At 36.3% G+C, this 16,106-nt stretch carries 15 protein-coding genes; 9 read left to right on the top strand and 6 right to left on the bottom strand.

Annotation, left to right across the window (positions count from 1 at the left end; translation table 11 throughout):
• Positions 1–39 precede the first annotated feature (39 nt).
• From LB454_RS13365 to LB454_RS13345, 5 genes are all read left to right on the top strand, one after another.
• Positions 40–1,488 (top strand): glyceraldehyde-3-phosphate dehydrogenase, encoded by a 1,449-nt coding sequence (locus LB454_RS13365; RefSeq protein WP_224465183.1) that lies wholly within the window; start codon positions 40–42, stop codon positions 1,486–1,488.
• 95 nt (positions 1,489–1,583) lie between these two features.
• Entirely contained in the window at positions 1,584–2,192 is a 609-nt protein-coding gene (locus tag LB454_RS13360) for a hypothetical protein (protein WP_224465182.1), read from the top strand.
• Between the two features lie 69 nt (positions 2,193–2,261).
• Entirely contained in the window at positions 2,262–2,939 is a 678-nt protein-coding gene (trmD, locus tag LB454_RS13355; protein ID WP_224465181.1) for a tRNA (guanosine(37)-N1)-methyltransferase TrmD, read from the top strand.
• Positions 2,940–3,047: 108 nt separating this feature from the next.
• A complete protein-coding gene (rplS, locus tag LB454_RS13350) occupies positions 3,048–3,398 on the top strand; it encodes a 50S ribosomal protein L19 (RefSeq protein ID WP_164004839.1) in 351 nt (116 codons plus the stop codon).
• Positions 3,399–3,558: 160 nt separating this feature from the next.
• On the top strand, positions 3,559–5,787 hold the full coding sequence (locus tag LB454_RS13345; RefSeq protein WP_224465180.1) for an NADP-dependent isocitrate dehydrogenase: 2,229 nt from the start codon (positions 3,559–3,561) through the stop codon (positions 5,785–5,787).
• 128 nt (positions 5,788–5,915) lie between these two features.
• On the opposite strand, the gene LB454_RS13340 is transcribed toward LB454_RS13345, so the two are convergent.
• Together LB454_RS13340 and lpxK are read right to left on the bottom strand one after the other, a co-directional pair.
• Positions 5,916–6,176 (bottom strand): type B 50S ribosomal protein L31, encoded by a 261-nt coding sequence (locus tag LB454_RS13340; RefSeq protein ID WP_224465179.1) that lies wholly within the window; start codon positions 6,174–6,176, stop codon positions 5,916–5,918.
• Positions 6,177–6,275: 99 nt separating this feature from the next.
• Entirely contained in the window at positions 6,276–7,274 is a 999-nt protein-coding gene (gene lpxK / locus LB454_RS13335; RefSeq protein WP_224465178.1) for a tetraacyldisaccharide 4'-kinase, read from the bottom strand.
• A gap of 49 nt (positions 7,275–7,323) precedes the next feature.
• On the opposite strand from lpxK, the gene LB454_RS13330 reads away from it, so the two are divergent.
• The 3 genes from LB454_RS13330 (at position 7,324) to msrA (ending at position 9,979) form a co-directional block, all read left to right on the top strand.
• Positions 7,324–8,418, top strand: coding sequence for a Nif3-like dinuclear metal center hexameric protein (locus LB454_RS13330; RefSeq protein ID WP_224465177.1), 1,095 nt, complete (start codon positions 7,324–7,326; stop codon positions 8,416–8,418).
• Between the two features lie 2 nt (positions 8,419–8,420).
• Positions 8,421–9,203, top strand: a complete 783-nt coding sequence (locus LB454_RS13325; protein WP_224465176.1) for a zinc ribbon domain-containing protein — start codon at positions 8,421–8,423, stop codon at positions 9,201–9,203.
• A 125-nt stretch (positions 9,204–9,328) separates the two neighbouring features.
• Positions 9,329–9,979 (top strand): peptide-methionine (S)-S-oxide reductase MsrA, encoded by a 651-nt coding sequence (gene msrA, locus LB454_RS13320; RefSeq protein ID WP_224465175.1) that lies wholly within the window; start codon positions 9,329–9,331, stop codon positions 9,977–9,979.
• 66 nt (positions 9,980–10,045) lie between these two features.
• Here the strand turns inward: msrA and LB454_RS13315 are convergent, their stop codons facing one another.
• From LB454_RS13315 to LB454_RS13300, 4 genes are all read right to left on the bottom strand, one after another.
• Positions 10,046–10,882: an alpha/beta fold hydrolase gene (locus LB454_RS13315; protein ID WP_224465174.1), complete on the bottom strand. Its 837-nt coding sequence runs from the start codon at positions 10,880–10,882 to the stop codon at positions 10,046–10,048.
• Between the two features lie 134 nt (positions 10,883–11,016).
• A complete protein-coding gene (rpsA, locus tag LB454_RS13310; RefSeq protein ID WP_224465173.1) occupies positions 11,017–12,846 on the bottom strand; it encodes a 30S ribosomal protein S1 in 1,830 nt (609 codons plus the stop codon).
• Positions 12,847–13,017: 171 nt separating this feature from the next.
• The gene (locus LB454_RS13305; RefSeq protein WP_224465172.1) at positions 13,018–13,947 is read right to left on the bottom strand and encodes a YihY/virulence factor BrkB family protein; all 930 of its coding nucleotides are present in this window, start codon (positions 13,945–13,947) and stop codon (positions 13,018–13,020) included.
• Positions 13,948–14,017: 70 nt separating this feature from the next.
• Entirely contained in the window at positions 14,018–15,193 is a 1,176-nt protein-coding gene (locus LB454_RS13300) for a GlmU family protein (RefSeq protein ID WP_224465295.1), read from the bottom strand.
• Positions 15,194–15,282: 89 nt separating this feature from the next.
• Here LB454_RS13300 and panB point away from each other — a divergent pair, with 89 nt between their 5' ends.
• Positions 15,283–16,101 (top strand): 3-methyl-2-oxobutanoate hydroxymethyltransferase, encoded by an 819-nt coding sequence (gene panB, locus LB454_RS13295; RefSeq protein WP_224465171.1) that lies wholly within the window; start codon positions 15,283–15,285, stop codon positions 16,099–16,101.
• Positions 16,102–16,106: the final 5 nt, after the last annotated feature.

The raw sequence follows: 16,106 nt of genomic DNA, 5'->3' as shown, positions 1-16,106 counted from the left end.
ATACTTTTGCCGAAAAATTTTTAAAAATTCAATTTCGTAATGAATCCATCTCAAGTTTATGAAAAGGAACTTTCTTTTCAGGCCGACAGACGTCGTGCTTCCGTAAAGTTCATCAGTATTGTTAACGACCTTTGGTATGAAAAATCTATCGAACTCGTGTTATTCAGAAATTCACTTATCAATAAGAACGTAGGTGAGATTTTGAAACTTCATGAATATGCAGGAAAATTTGTGGATAAACCTATTTCCATTTTCGATTCCACTGAAGTAGCAGAAGGTATCAAAAATTTAAACCTTCCTCCTTCCAAATTGGACATTGGTAAACTCACATTTGAATACCTCCAAAATGGAAATAAAGATCAAAACGTGATGAGCTTCCTTTCCAACAAACTCAAAGACGCAGAACATTTTAATTCCATTACACCAAAGGATGTAGTGCTTTATGGTTTTGGAAGAATTGGCCGGCTTATTGCTAGAGAATTGATGGCCAAAACAGGAAAAGGAAATCAGTTGAGACTAAGAGCCATAGTAACCAGAGGCGAAATCACTCAGGAAATTTTGGAAAAAAGAGCTTCACTTCTGAAGAACGATTCCATTCACGCTGATTTTAATGGTACTGTTCAAATTGATGTTGAAAATTCAGCCTTGATTATCAATGATACTACTGTAAAATTAATTTCTGCCAATAAACCTGAGGATATAGATTATACAGTTTATGGCATTAAAAAAGCTTTAATTATTGATAATACGGGAGCATTCAGAGACGAAGAAGCACTAAAGAGACACCTTCAATCGAAAGGCGCAGATAAAGTATTGCTGACGGCTCCAGGCAAAGGTATTCCTAATATTGTTCACGGGGTAAATCACAAAGAATACGATATAAAGAAACATTCTATTTTTTCGGCTGCTTCATGTACGACAAATGCGATCACACCTGTATTAAAAGCAATGGAAGACCATTTCGGGATTGAGCACGGCCACCTGGAAACTATTCACGCCTATACCAATGATCAAAATCTGGTTGACAACATGCATAGCAAATACCGAAGAGGACGAGCAGCTGCACTTAATATGGTCATCACAGAAACAGGAGCTGGAAAGGCAGTTGCTAAAGCGCTTCCTCAATTGGAGGATAAATTAACCTCTAATGCTATTCGTGTCCCTGTTCCCAACGGGTCGCTGGCCATCTTAAATTTGAATTTAAAGACTAAAACGTCAAAAGAAGAACTGAACAACATCATAAAAGAAGCAGCGCTCAATGGAGATTTGGTAGAGCAAATCAAATACTCTATAAACAATGAACTTGTATCATCTGATATTGTAGGGGTTTCGGCTCCAGCTATATTTGATAGTCATGCAACCATTACAGATGATCAAACCAATTCTGTCGTTCTTTACATCTGGTACGATAATGAATTTGGCTATAGCCATCAAGTGATACGACTTGCCAAGTATGTTTCCAATGTAAGACGGTTTACATATTATTAAAACACAAAAATCCTTAATTTCTTAAGGATTTTTATTTTTTCAATTTGACTAGTATTACATGCATTTTAAATACTTTTGTTGTAAATTCTAGTTTTATGAAATCTATACACTTTCTTATAGTTGCTTTGTTTTTCTCAGGCTTGTGTTCTGCACAAGATACCTCGGCCGAAGAGCAATCAGATAAGCCTTCAGCTATCGAAGACCTTAGAACTGTTGTTGACAAATCTAATAATTACCAACAGTATAAAGTGATTGAAAAGGTTGAAATCAATGCTGCAATCAAAAAAGTGTTTACAGAATTTGAGCTTTTGACTGCTGAAATTTCTGAATTAAACGATAGCATTCAATCCCAAGACGCTCAGGTCCAATCTTTGAAAAAAGAATTATCAGGTTTGAATACTGAATTGACAGATCTTCAAAATGAAAAGGACGAGATCCAATTTCTTGGAATGTCACTTACCAAATCTGCATACAATGCCTTAGTTTGGTCTATTATAGGTGTGCTTGTTATTTTATTATTATTTTTTATTTTTAAATTTAACAGAAGTAATCTTTTGACCAAAGAAGCCAAGCAAAACCTTAAAAATCTTGATGCAGATTACGAAAACTACAAGCGTATTGCTCTGGAAAAACAACAAAAATTAGGCAGACAACTACAGGATGAAAAGAATAAAAACCAGAAATTAAATAAAGGAAATCAGTAGTATCTGATTCATTTATAAACTTTCATCTCTCCTATTTGGGTGTAACACAACTACCGTTTAGAAAATTTCATGAGAATAGATATCATTACAGTTGTCCCAGACTTATTGAAGAGTCCTTTTGAAGCCTCGATACTAAAACGAGCTATAGAAAAAGATCTGGTAGAAATTCATTTCCACAACTTACGAGATTACACCACTTCCAGCTATAAGCAAATCGACGACTATCAGTATGGCGGAGGTGCAGGAATGGTGATGATGGTAGAGCCCATAGACAAATGTATTTCAAAATTGAAAGCCGAAAGAGACTACGATGAAGTTATTTACCTTACTCCAGATGGTGATGTGTTGAATCAAAATATGGCTAATTCATTATCCCTTAAAGGAAATTTGATCATGCTCTGTGGTCATTACAAAGGAGTGGATCAAAGAGTAAGGGAACTATTCATAACTAAAGAAATCTCAATTGGTGATTATGTTCTTTCTGGGGGTGAACTTGCTGCTGCTGTATTATGTGACTCTATTATAAGATTAATTCCCGGTGTTTTAGGCAATGAAACTTCAGCATTGACAGATGCCTTTCAGGACAATTTACTTTCCCCGCCTATTTATACAAGACCTGCCAACTATAAGGGCTTAGAAGTACCAGAAATATTACTTAGCGGTCATCAGCAAAAAATTGATAACTGGCGAGATGACAAAGCATTAGAGAGAACAAAAGAGCGAAGACCAGATTTGTTGCAAGAATAAAACATCCTACTTGTATAATTATAATTTTTGTTTACTTTTGCAGTCTCTAAATCAACCTCTGACGAGATCCGTGAATGTTGGTTTGGGTAATAGAAAAACTAAAATAAAATGGATTTAGTAAAGTTTGTTCAAGACGAATTTGTAGAAAAGAAAGATTTTCCAAAATTTTCTTCTGGTGATACAATCACAGTTTACTACGAAATTAAAGAGGGCCAGAAAACACGTACACAGTTCTTTAAAGGGGTAGTGATACAAGTGAAAGGTTCTGGCGCTTCAAAGACATTTACCATTCGTAAAATGAGTGGTACGGTAGGAGTTGAAAAAATATTCCCTATCAATATGCCTGCAATTCAAAAAATTGAAATTAATAAAAGAGGTAGCGTTAGACGTGCCAGAATTTATTACTTCAGAAATCTTACAGGTAAGAAAGCAAGAATTAAAGAAAAGAGAACAAATTAAGTTCTATTTTCGAAAAAAAGAGAACCTTCTATCAAATTTGATAGAAGGTTTTTCCGTTTTTAACAGGGTTATAACCTGTACAGCAAGGTTTTTATAAGCTTAATCTTTATATTTGAAAGGTTCAATTTTATATAATTAATTCAAAAATAAATACTAACACATGGGAGATCAAAGTACTAAAATCATTTATACCAAAACAGATGAAGCGCCAGCTTTAGCGACCTATTCTTTTTTACCTATTGTAAGACGCTTTACTGAAAGTGCGGGCATTAATATCGAGTCAAAAGACATATCTCTTGCAGCGAGAATTCTTTCTAATTTCAATGACTATCTTACAGATGATCAAAAAGTAAACGATAATCTTGCTTACTTAGGAAAGCTTGCAAAAACTCCTGAAGCTAATATCATAAAACTTCCAAATATAAGTGCTTCTGTACCACAACTGACAGCAGCTATTAAAGAACTTCAAGACAAAGGATATAAAGTTCCTGCTTATCCTGAGAGTCCTAAAAACGAAGGGGAAGAAAAAATTAAAAACAGATATGCCAAAGTTCTTGGTAGTGCTGTGAACCCAGTACTAAGAGAAGGAAACTCAGACCGTCGTGTCGCCCAGCCTGTGAAAGAATACGCACAAGCTCACCCACACAAACTTGCAGAATGGAGTAAAGATTCTAAATCTCATGTATCAGCCATGTCTGAAGGTGATTTTTATGGTAGTGAAAAATCGATTGTTTTAGGAAAAGAGGACAATGTTAAAATTGTACATTCCGACGAAAATGGAAACAGAACAGTCCTTAAAGAATCAACTCCTTTAGAAAAAAACGAAGTCATTGATGCTTCTGTAATGAATACAAAAGCATTGAGAAAATTTCTTGCTGAAGAAATTAAAGACGCTAAAGACAAAGGCGTGTTGTTTTCCATTCATTTGAAGGCTACCATGATGAAGGTGTCAGACCCTGTTATCTTTGGTCATGCAGTTACTGTCTTTTTTGAAGAAGTATTCAATAAATATAAAGCGGAATTTAAAGAAATTGGTGTAGATCCTACCAATGGACTTGGAGATGTTTATAATAAAATATCAAAATTACCAAAAGAAAAGTCTGATGCTATCCTGAAAGACCTGGAGGCTGTTTACGAGCAGAAAGCAGATCTTGCCATGGTAGATTCTTCCAAAGGAATTACCAATTTGCACGTTCCTAGTGATGTTATTATTGATGCATCCATGCCAGCTGCCATGAAGTCTGGTGGGCAAATGTGGAACAAAAACGATGAAACTCAAGACATGAAAGCAGTGATTCCAGACAGAAGTTATGCTGGAATTTACCAACAAGTCATTGATTTCTGCCAAAAACACGGTGCCTTTGACGTTAAAACCATGGGAAATGTTTCCAATGTAGGTTTGATGGCCAAGAAGGCCGAAGAATATGGTTCTCATGATAAAACGTTTATCATTCCTAAAAATGGACGTGTTGATGTTCTAGACCAGGAAGGTCATGCCTTGATATCTCACGAAGTTGAAGAAGGAGACATCTGGAGAATGTGTCAAACCAAAGATTTACCTATTAAAGATTGGGTAGGACTTGCTGTAAGAAGAGCAAAAAATACCGGGAATCCGGCTATATTTTGGCTTGATGAGAACAGAGCTCACGATACGAACCTTATCAAAAAAGTAAATTTATACCTCAAGGATCATGACTTAAACGGGATTGATGTTCAAATCATGAGCCCTAAAGAGGCTATGCAGTACTCGCTGGAAAGAGTGAAAGCTGGAAAAGACACCATTTCGGTAACAGGTAATGTTTTGAGAGATTACTTAACTGACTTGTTCCCTATTTTGGAACTGGGAACTAGTGCCAAGATGCTGTCCATCGTTCCACTTCTAGCTGGTGGTGGTTTGTATGAAACTGGTGCTGGTGGGTCTGCTCCAAAACACGTCCAGCAATTTGTCAAAGAAGGCCACTTGAGATGGGATTCTTTAGGTGAATTCCTAGCGTTAGCGGTTTCTATTGAAGACATTGCAGATAAAACCAACAATGAAAAAGCAAAGGTAATTGCTAAAACATTGAATGCTGCTAATAGTCAATACTTGAAGAATGATAAATCACCTTCAAGAAAAGTGAATGAAATTGACAATAGAGGTACTCATTTCTACCTGGCTCTGTATTGGGCTAAAGCACTTGCAGAACAAAATGAGGATAGCAGCTTAAAATCTGAATTTGAAAAGGTAGCTAAATACCTTGAAGAAAACGAAACCAAAATAAATGAAGAATTACTGAATGCTCAAGGTAGTTCTCAAGAAATAAACGGTTATTTCTTTCCTGACGAAGAGTTGGTGACTAAGAAAATGAGACCAAGTGCTACTTTAAATGCTATTGTAGACGAGAGGTAATTTTTAATTAATAGCATAATACTAAAAGCCTTGAGATTTATTTCTCAAGGCTTTTTTATGATTAAAAATAGTTGACATAAAAAAGCCTTCCAAGAAGGAAGGCTTTGAACTATTATAAAGCGTAAAACTTATTTTTCTTCTTTCTTGAATTTCTTGTACTTGTTCTTGAACTTATCAATACGTCCAGCACTGTCTACAAGTTTAGTTTTTCCAGTGTAAAAAGGATGAGAGCTTCTTGAGATCTCAAGCTTAATTAAAGGATATTCGTTACCATCTACTTCGATAGTTTCTTTAGTTTGAGCAGTAGACTTAGTTAAAAATACATCATCGTTAGACATATCTTTGAATGCTACTAATCTATAATTTTCTGGATGTATTCCTTTTTTCATCGTAACGTCTTTACTAATTTTATTTCAGGTTGCAAATTTAACTAAAAGATTATATTACACAAACAAATAAATGAATTATTAAAGCAATATTTTAAAGACCTATGGTAAATAATCCTTTAGGTACTTTTCAAGTAGTTCTGGTTGATTCAAAATCTGAGTTTCTATAGGCAGGAAGTACAACTGATCTGTTGACAATTTGGACTTCAATCGCATATAATCTTTTTGAGTGGTCAAGATCTTTGATTTCTTTTGAAGGGACTTAAGCTCACTTTCGGAAAACTCATGATGATCTGGAAACCGAATGTGATCAAAATTTTTATTCAAAGACTTCAGATGAATCACCAGTGGTTTTGGATTAGCGATGCCTGTGACCAAAGTGAAATCATTGAAGCTAGCCAACTTTTCCTTACTAGTCTTACTTGTAACAAATTCAGAATAAAGAATGGTAGAGAACAAGAGTCTTTGGTGAGGTTTTGGTTTAAGTTGCCTGAATATTATTTTTTTCTCTTCTATTGAGAGTGATGCCGGACATTTGGTTACTATAATAAGTTGAGCCCGTTTGGCGCCAGATTGGAATTCTCTTAGGTTTCCTGTGGGCAAGACAAAATCTTTGGTATACAAGTCGCCGTAGGTCGTTAATAGAAGAGTAAAGTCTGGTTTCACCTTTCTATGCTGAAAGGCATCGTCCAGTAAAATGAGGTCTAGTTTCGGGTAGGTTTTAAGTAGCTTTGAAATGCCGCGTCGGCGATTGGCATCTACAGCTACGTTAATTTCGGGAAAATTAGTTTTGAACTGAAGAGGCTCATCCCCTACTTCTGCAGTAGTATGATGAGTTTCTACTTCCAAAAATCCGCTCGTGGTTCGTTTATAACCACGGCTCAGCGTTGCCAATTGGTAATTATCTTTTAAGGTACGGATCAAGAGCTCTATCATAGGCGATTTGCCGGTACCGCCAGTGTTCAAGTTGCCAACACAAATGATGGGAACAGCGTAAGACTTGGACTCAAAGATATTAACGTTGTAGAAAAAATTGCGCACAGACATAATACAGCCGTATACGACAGAAAATGGGAAGAGGAAATATCTCAAGTATTTCATGACTGCGAAATTATAATTTTTAAATTTAGAGTTTTAAACAAATTTCCAAATGATTGTAAACGATTTTATTAAAGCCATCGAAGAACTTTCACCATCTTATTATGCTGAAGATTTTGACAACACCGGTTTATTGATTGGCGAAAAAAGCATGGAGGTCACTGGCGCCTTGATTACTCTGGACGCTCTGGAATCTGTTGTGGATGAAGCTATTGAAAACAGATGTAACTTGATCATTAGCTTCCATCCTATCGTATTTTCTGGTCTTAAAAAGTTAAACAATAAAACATACGTAGAGCGAGTAGTACACAAAGCCATAAAACACGATATCGCCATTTATGCCATACATACCGCTTTGGATAACGTTTCCAACGGCGTCAACGCTATGATTTGTGAAAAATTGGGATTGATGAATACTTCCGTTTTAATTCCTAAGCCAAAAACCATCAAAAAATTGACGACTTACGTCCCCAAAGCCAACGTTGAAGAGGTAAGAAATGCTTTGTTTGAAGCTGGCGGTGGCAGTATTGGGAATTACGACTTGTGCAGTTTCAACATTGAAGGCATAGGCACTTTCAACGGAAATGAAAACTCAAACCCAAGGCTAGGCGAGCCAGGTAAAACCCAGTTTGAAAAGGAAATTCAAATCAACTTAACGTTTTCAGCACACCTACAATCAAAAATTCTAAAAGCTCTTTTTGAAAGTCATCCTTATGAAGAAGTAGCTTACGAGGTAGAAACATTGGAAAACAACGATCAGCACAGAGGAATCGGGATGGTTGGAGAGCTGGAAGTTCCGCTAGGAATCACAGAAGTTTTATCATACATCAAAGAGGTTTTCAAAACGAAAGTCATACGGCATTCTGAACTTAATGATCGTCCAATCCATCGTATTGCAGTGCTTGGAGGAAGCGGCGCATTTGCCATTGATAAGGCCAAAGCTGCAAAAGCTGACTTATATATCACTGCCGACTTGAAATACCACGACTTCTACAAAGCTGAAAACCAGATCATTTTGGCTGACATCGGTCATTATGAGAGTGAGCAGTATACAAAAGATTTAATACATGCTTATCTTACGAAAAAATTCCCTAATTTTGCACTCGTTTTATCTAATATTAATACCAATCCAATTCAATACTATTGATTATGGCAAAGAAAAAAGAGGTTACCGTAGAGCAAAAGTTAAGAGCTCTATACGATTTACAACTAATAGACTCACGTATTGACGAAATAAGAAATATGCGAGGTGAACTACCTCTTGAAGTTGAAGATTTGGAAGATGAAGTTGCAGGACTTACCAAAAGAATAGAAAAGCTAGAGTCTGATCTTACGGTTACTGAAGAGAAGATCAAGGACAAAAAGCAGTTCATAGTGGAGGCTGAAGCTATGATCAAGAAATACAAAGGGCAACAAGACAATGTTAGAAATAACAGAGAGTTTGATGCTTTGACCAAAGAGATAGAGTTTCAGGAATTGGAAATTGAGTTAGCTCAAAAACACATCCGTGAGTTTAGTGCTCAGATAGAGCATAAAACAGCTGTGATTGAAGAGACGAAAGAAAAATTAGCAGAAAGACAAAATCACCTGGATCATAAAAAATCTGAGCTTGACAATATTTTAAAAGAAACTGAAAAAGAAGAAACTGCTTTGACTGAAAAGTCTGAAAAATTCAAGAAAGACATCGAAGAGCGATTAGTAAAAGCCTACACGAGAATTCGCAATAACGTGAAAAACGGAATGGCTGTAGTAACGATTGAAAGAGGTGCTTCTGGAGGTTCGTTCTTTACTATTCCACCACAAGTTCAAGTAGAAATTGCTGCAAGACGTAAAGTGATCATCGATGAGCACAGTGGTAGGATTCTTGTAGATCAAGAACTGGCCAGAGAAGAAGAAGAAAAAATGGAAAAGATGTTTACCAAACTAGCGTAAACCTTAAGCGATACATATTTTGAAAAGCTCAGGGTTGATTCCTTGAGCTTTTTTTATACATAAAATTTAACGTGACCTTTAAAATAGTCACTCTCATTAACCCCTACTTTTGAACTAAAAATACTATGAAATCTTATTTAAGTTTAATATTAATTTCCCTGTTATTTGCAAGCTGTGGAAATGCTCAAAATTCTAAATCGCCAAGTCAAAAAGCCTCTGAAAGCTTTGATGATAAAACCTACGAAAGAGCCTATTTTGCCAGCGGTTGCTTTTGGTGTGTTGAAACTATTTATGAAAGCGTAAAAGGAGTAGAGGAAGTCTTTTCCGGCTATTCTGGTGGACATACAAAGAATCCAACCTATGAGTCCAGTAATACAGGTAAAACTGGTCATGCAGAAGCTGTAGAGGTCATTTATGATCCAGAGGTCGTTTCATTTAAGACATTGGTGGATGTCTATTTTGGCTCACAGAATGTGACCCAACAAAATGGACAGGGGCCTGATATCGGTTCTCAGTACCGTTCCATTATTTTTTATCAAAATGAAGAAGAGAGAAAAATAATTGATCGTAAAATTAAGGAGCTATCAAAAGAATACGATAAGCCAATTGCGGCTGAAGTAACTGCTTTTGATAAATTCTGGATGGCGGAAGAATACCATCAGGATTACAAAGTCAATAATCCAAACAATCCTTACATCAAAAATGTTTCTGTTCCTAGATTCACTAGATTTAAAGTTCAATTTCCAGAACTCTTAAAACCGAAGTCTGAACGTTAAGCATAAAAAAAGCTGCTCATGAGCAGCTTTTTTTTATGCATTCTTTCAAAACTAAAAAGTAGATTACTACTTCTTAATAAAATCGAGAAGTGAAGTATTTAGTTCTTCACTATGAGTCACCATCAATCCATGTGGGGCGTTTTTAATGATTTCCAGCTCAGCATTTGGAATTAACTCAACCGCTTTTTTAGCGGATGCATCTATAGGTACAATTTGATCTGCATCTCCATGCACTATTAGAGTAGGAATGTCAAATTTCTTGCAATCTTCTCTGAAATCAGTCTTACCAAAACTGTCAACACAATCCAAAGTTGCTTTTTTAGAGCCTTGCATCGCAAGATTCCAGGTAAAATCAAGAAATGCATTAGATATTTTATCTCCTTTGAATTCATCGTAATTATAAAAGTTTTTTCCAAAGTCTTTAAAAAACTGTGGGCGGTCTTTCGAAATACCGTCTTTCATCCCTTTAAAAACTGAAACATCCACCGCTTCATTATCTTCAGTTGTTAACATAAATGGAGTTACAGCCGAAATTAATACGGCTTTATCTACAGATGAAGTCCCGTAGTTTCCAATAAATCGAGCTACTTCTCCTCCACCCATAGAAAAACCAACCAAGATAACATCTTCAAGTTTCAGCGTTTCGATAAGGTCTTTTAGGTCTTTAGCTAAGGTATCGTAGTCATATCCGCTCCAAGGTTTTGAGCTCTCTCCAAAACCTCTCCTGTCATATGAAATTACCCGATAACCTGCGCTTACAAGAGCATCGACCTGATATTCCCACATCAGGCGGTTTAGTGGCCAGCCATGTATTAAAATGATAGGTTGTCCGTCCCCATAATCGTTGTAAGCCAGTTTTATAGCTTTTGACTTTTCTAAAGATGATGTATTTAATTCGCTCATAATTGTTTTCTTTCTAAGGTAAAACAAATCGTAGGGGCTGTCTTTGAATTAAAAAAAATTTAACCTAAACATTAGTTCATAAAAAACCCTGCTTTAAAAAAGCAGGGTTTAGTAATTACAAATAATGATTAAAATTATTTGTTTTCCATCTTATCTTTAAGTGCCTGCAATTCTGCATTAGCATCTCCAAAGGTAGTTTTCTTAGATTCTTCCTGAGACTTCTTAGCAGCCTTTTTCACAATCTGAGCTTCTTCTTCTCTAAAGACAGAGGTATGGGAAGCTACTACACGCTTGAATTCTTTATTGAATTCGATCACGATAAATTCAGCTGCTTCGCCTTTTGCAAGTTTTGTACCGTCTTCTTTTTCAAGGTGACGTTGTGGAACAAATGCAGTGACATCTTCGTTGAATTCTACGGTAGCCCCTTTGTCTACAATCTCTGTAACAGAAGCTGTATGCTTGGTTCCTACTGCAAATTCATCAGAATATTTATCCCATGGGTTAGTTTCAGTTTGCTTGTGTCCAAGGCTTAATTTACGGCCTTCTACATCAAGTTCTAAAACAACCACATCAAGCTTGTCTCCAACTTTACAGAATTCTGAAGGATGTTTTATCTTCTTAGTCCAAGACAAATCAGAAATATAAATTAAACCATCAATTCCTTCTTCAAGTTCTACAAAAACTCCAAAGTTTGTAAAGTTTCTCACTTCACCAACATGTTTAGAACCTACAGGATATTTGCTCGTAATGTCAGTCCAAGGATCTGGGGTCAATTGCTTGATACCAAGAGACATTTTTCTATCATCTCTATCCAGAGTAAGAATTTTTGCCTCTACTTTATCTCCAACATTTACAAAATCCTGTGCAGATCTCAAGTGAGTACTCCAAGACATTTCAGAAACGTGAATCAATCCTTCAACACCTTCTTCTACTTCAATGAATGCACCATAATCAGCGATTACTGTAACTGTACCGTTAACAACATCACCAACTTTTAGGCCTTCATCTAAAGCATCCCAAGGATGTTTATGCAATTGTTTTAAACCAAGTTGAATTCTTGTTTTATCCTCATCAAAATCAAGGATAACCACATTCAGTTTTTGATCTAGCTCAACTACTTCATTTGGATGATTGATTCTTGACCAAGAAAGGTCTGTAATATGAACCAATCCATCTACACCACCAAGATCAACAAAGACTCCGTAAGAAGTGATGTTTTTCACAACACCTTCTAAAACTTGTCCTTTTTCTAGCTGACCAATAATTTCTTTTTTCTGTTCTTCGATATCCGCTTCGATAAGCGCTTTGTGAGAAACAACAACGTTTTTGAATTCATGGTTGATTTTCACAACTTTGAATTCCATGTTTTTTCCTACGTAAGCATCATAATCACGAATAGGCTTCACGTCAATTTGAGAACCTGGCAAGAAAGCTTCGATGCCAAACACATCTACAATCATTCCACCTTTAGTTCTGCATTTCACAAGACCATTTACGATTGTTCCATCTTCCTGAGCTTTATTAACACGCTCCCAGGCACGGATAACTCTCGCTTTTCTATGTGAAAGAATAAGTTGACCTTCTGCATCTTCTTTTACGTCGATAAGAACGTCTACTTTGTCTCCAACCTTCAGGTCTGGATTGTAACGAAATTCGTTCAATGAAATAACACCTTCGCTTTTCGCATTGATGTCGATAATAGCATCTTGATCGGTAAGGTGAACTACTGTTCCGTCTACAACTTCGTTATGAAGTGTGTCAACGAAATTTTCCTCAACTAATTTCTCGAATTGCTCTAACTGGGCATCATCAACTTCATCAATACCTTCTTCGTACTTGTGCCAGTTGAAATCTTCTAGAAATTGTTTTGGATTTTCTTGTTGTTCTGAAGGGGCAACTTTAGGAGTTGATTCTTCTGAACTTGCAACAGATTGTTGCTCTTTTGTTGTTTTGTCTTCAGCCATATGCTGATATAAAATTTGTATTCTGTTCGTCCAAGAAACTCAAGCAAAACTTACAGAAGAGATTAAATTATTTAAAATCAACCTTTTAAACGTTTCTTGTATTGCATTCAAAAGGATTGCAAAAATACAGTTATTTTTTGATAATCAAAACCTTAGTTAAAAAAATAAATCCTACTCTTCTACTTCTCTTTCTTCAATTCTAACCGCTTGTGCTTTAGGAACAACTCCTCCTCCAATATTTTTTGCAATGTAGTAAGTGACCTGAGCTCCAAACAGGAATATTACCACAGAATAATAAATCCAAACCAGCAGTATGACAAGCGATCCAGCTGCCCCGTAAGTAGAACTTAAATCGTTTGTACTCATATAAAACCCGATCAAAAACTTCCCAACTACAAATAATACTGCGGTTACAATGGCTCCGGCCCATGTGTCTTTCCATTTTACTCTGGCATCTGGAAGTATTTTGTACATCAATGCAAAAATAACGACGAGGATAAGTTGAGACAATACGATTTCTACTATGGATATAAGCTCTAAATTGATATCTGGAAGCATGTTATCAATTTTACCAAAAGAATAAGAAACTACAGCGTCCAAGACCAAAGATACTATCAAAATAAAGCCTATAACTAAAACTACTGAAAAGCTCAGAAGTCTATTTATGGCGAGTTTAAGCCATCCTTTATCTGGTTTCGGTTTGATATGCCAGATGTGGTTGATTCCTTTCTGAAGACTTACAAAAACGGTAGTGGCACTAAACACCAAAATACCAATCGCGATGGTTGCGGAAATAGTATTATCTGCATTTAAAGCAAAATTTTCTAAAATACTTTCCAGTGTTTGCCTTGATTCCTCTCCAGCCAGATTGGTGATTTGACTAAAAAGCTCTTCTCTTATTTCCGATTTGTTGTAGAGGCTAGCGCCTAAATTTAATATGATAATCAAAAAAGCTGGCAGACTAAAAATAGTATAAAACGCAGTGCCTGCTGCAAAACTCATAGATTCATTGGAGGTGAAATCTTTGATGGTATCCACCAAAATTTTCACATATTTCAATTCTGAGATTGCTTTTGCTTTCTTTTTAATCTGTGATATCATAAACGCAAAAGTAAGAGGCAGCTTCCTATTGCTAGGAAGCTTTAGTAAAGTTTAATAGTTTGATGTCTCATTATTTGTCTTTTCTATAAACTTTAGTTTCTTCAAAAATGAATTCAAGAATCTGTTGGTCTTCTTTAGTAAGATGAAGCGCTCGTCTCTGCATCACCAGTTCTGCCACTTCAAAAACCTTATTCAATTTGTAGGTAATCACTCCCTGGCTTCCTCCCCAAACAAAGCTAGGCACGAAATTTCTGGGAAATCCAGCTCCAAAAATATTAGCACTTACTCCTACTACTGTTCCAGTGTTAAACATCATGTTGATGCTACATTTGGAGTGATCTCCCATGATCAAGCCACAAAACTGGAGCCCTGTGTCTTTAAATCTGGACGTTTCATAATCCCAAAGTTTGACATTAGCGTAATTATTTTTAAGATTGGAGGTGTTGGTGTCAGCTCCGAGATTGCACCATTCCCCTATCACTGAGTTGCCCAAAAACCCATCGTGACCTTTATTGGAATAACCGATAATCATGGAATTACTGACCTCACCTCCTACTTTGGAATGTGGTCCAATAGTAGTTCCCGTGTAAATTTTAGCTCCCATTTTCACCGTAGAATGTTCACAAAGTGCAAATGGACCTCTAATGGCCGAATTTTCCATCACCTCTGCATCTTTACCGATATAAATAGGCCCGTCGGTTGCATTTAAAGTTCCATTATAAAGTTTTACGCCTTCTTCAATAAAAATCTGGTCTTTGTTAAAACACGCTACTGTTTCTGGTATAGCTTGGGAAGTTCTACCCTTGGTTAGTATGAGAAAATCATCTTCGATCGCTTTATGATTTTTTGAAAATAAATCTGTGGTATGAAGGATACAATTCAATGTAGATTGAACTTGAATTTCTTTTAAACGCTGAAGGTCTAAAGTCTCACCTTTCTTAAGCTTGTAGGCTAAAACTATATCTTCATGCTTCAAAACCTCGTCATTTCCCAAGTTTTCAATTTCTTTCAAAAAGGCTTCAGTAGCGATATATCTTGCATTGATGTAAATATTCTCTGTATCAATGTGTTCTGAATATTTTTCAGCTAAATAAGCTTGAGTCTTAAAAGACACCTTGGCTTTGGAAATCTGCTCCCACTTTTCTTTAAGTGTAAGAATTCCCAAACGGAGTTCTGCGATAGGTCTCGTGTAAGTTAATGGTAAAAATTGAGAGCGGAAATGATCATCGAAAAGAATTATATTCATCATAAAGTCAGTTTTGGATACAGGTTTTGAAAACGTTTGAGCGTGAGTTTAAAATTAAGTAATTTAGCCATTCAAATAAAACTAAAATTATGTCTGTAGCCAAGAAGCAATACAAAAGAATTACTGTAAAATCTTTAATTGAAATGAAGGCCAATTCTGAAAAGATATCCATGTTGACTTCATATGATTTTACCATGGCTCAAATTGTAGATCAGGCCGGCATCGATGTAATTTTGGTAGGAGATTCTGCATCCAACGTTATGGCGGGACATGAAACCACTCTTCCCATTACTTTAGACCAAATGATATATCATGCCTCTGGAGTTATAAGAGCCGTTAAGAGAGCTCTTGTAGTGGTAGATTTACCCTTCGGAAGTTACCAGAGCGATCCCAAAGAAGCGCTGAGATCATCTATACGTATCATGAAAGAAAGTGGTGCACATGCTGTAAAACTTGAAGGTGGTAGCGAGATTAAGGAATCCATCAAACGAATTTTGAAAGCAGGTGTTCCTGTGATGGGTCATCTGGGATTAACCCCACAATCCATCTATAAATTTGGCACTTACACGGTGAGGGCTAAAGAAGAATACGAAGCTCAAAAGCTGAAAGAAGATGCTTTGATGTTGGAACGCATTGGCTGTTTCTCCATTGTTCTTGAAAAGGTACCAGCCAAATTGGCCGAAGAAGTCGCTAAAAGTGTTCAAATTCCCGTGATTGGCATTGGTGCTGGTGGCGGTGTAGATGGTCAGGTGCTTGTTCTACACGACATGCTTGGCATGAATAAGGAATTCAGCCCTAAATTTTTGAGACGTTACGCTGACCTAGAAGCAGTTATGACTGAAGCGGTACAAAATTACAATGAAGATGTAAAGGCTAAAAAGTTTCCAGATGAAAGTGAACAATATTAAATTCA

It is taken from the genome of Psychroflexus montanilacus (genome assembly GCF_020164535.1).
GTDB lineage: Bacteria > Bacteroidota > Bacteroidia > Flavobacteriales > Flavobacteriaceae > Psychroflexus > Psychroflexus montanilacus.
This window is presented reverse-complemented; position numbering and strand designations above follow the sequence as displayed.

Bases quoted from the DNA above. Each gene is read 5' to 3' on its own strand.
- LB454_RS13365 (WP_224465183.1), top strand. From the start codon at position 40: ATGAATCCATCTCAAGTTTATGAAAAGGAACTTTCTTTTCAGGCCGAC.
- LB454_RS13360 (WP_224465182.1), top strand. From the start codon at position 1,584: ATGAAATCTATACACTTTCTTATAGTTGCTTTGTTTTTCTCAGGCTTG.
- trmD (WP_224465181.1), top strand. From the start codon at position 2,262: ATGAGAATAGATATCATTACAGTTGTCCCAGACTTATTGAAGAGTCCT.
- rplS (WP_164004839.1), top strand. From the start codon at position 3,048: ATGGATTTAGTAAAGTTTGTTCAAGACGAATTTGTAGAAAAGAAAGAT.
- LB454_RS13345 (WP_224465180.1), top strand. From the start codon at position 3,559: ATGGGAGATCAAAGTACTAAAATCATTTATACCAAAACAGATGAAGCG.
- LB454_RS13340 (WP_224465179.1), bottom strand. From the start codon at position 6,176: ATGAAAAAAGGAATACATCCAGAAAATTATAGATTAGTAGCATTCAAA.
- lpxK (WP_224465178.1), bottom strand. From the start codon at position 7,274: ATGAAATACTTGAGATATTTCCTCTTCCCATTTTCTGTCGTATACGGC.
- LB454_RS13330 (WP_224465177.1), top strand. From the start codon at position 7,324: ATGATTGTAAACGATTTTATTAAAGCCATCGAAGAACTTTCACCATCT.
- LB454_RS13325 (WP_224465176.1), top strand. From the start codon at position 8,421: ATGGCAAAGAAAAAAGAGGTTACCGTAGAGCAAAAGTTAAGAGCTCTA.
- msrA (WP_224465175.1), top strand. From the start codon at position 9,329: ATGAAATCTTATTTAAGTTTAATATTAATTTCCCTGTTATTTGCAAGC.
- LB454_RS13315 (WP_224465174.1), bottom strand. From the start codon at position 10,882: ATGAGCGAATTAAATACATCATCTTTAGAAAAGTCAAAAGCTATAAAA.
- rpsA (WP_224465173.1), bottom strand. From the start codon at position 12,846: ATGGCTGAAGACAAAACAACAAAAGAGCAACAATCTGTTGCAAGTTCA.
- LB454_RS13305 (WP_224465172.1), bottom strand. From the start codon at position 13,947: ATGATATCACAGATTAAAAAGAAAGCAAAAGCAATCTCAGAATTGAAA.
- LB454_RS13300 (WP_224465295.1), bottom strand. From the start codon at position 15,193: ATGAATATAATTCTTTTCGATGATCATTTCCGCTCTCAATTTTTACCA.
- panB (WP_224465171.1), top strand. From the start codon at position 15,283: ATGTCTGTAGCCAAGAAGCAATACAAAAGAATTACTGTAAAATCTTTA.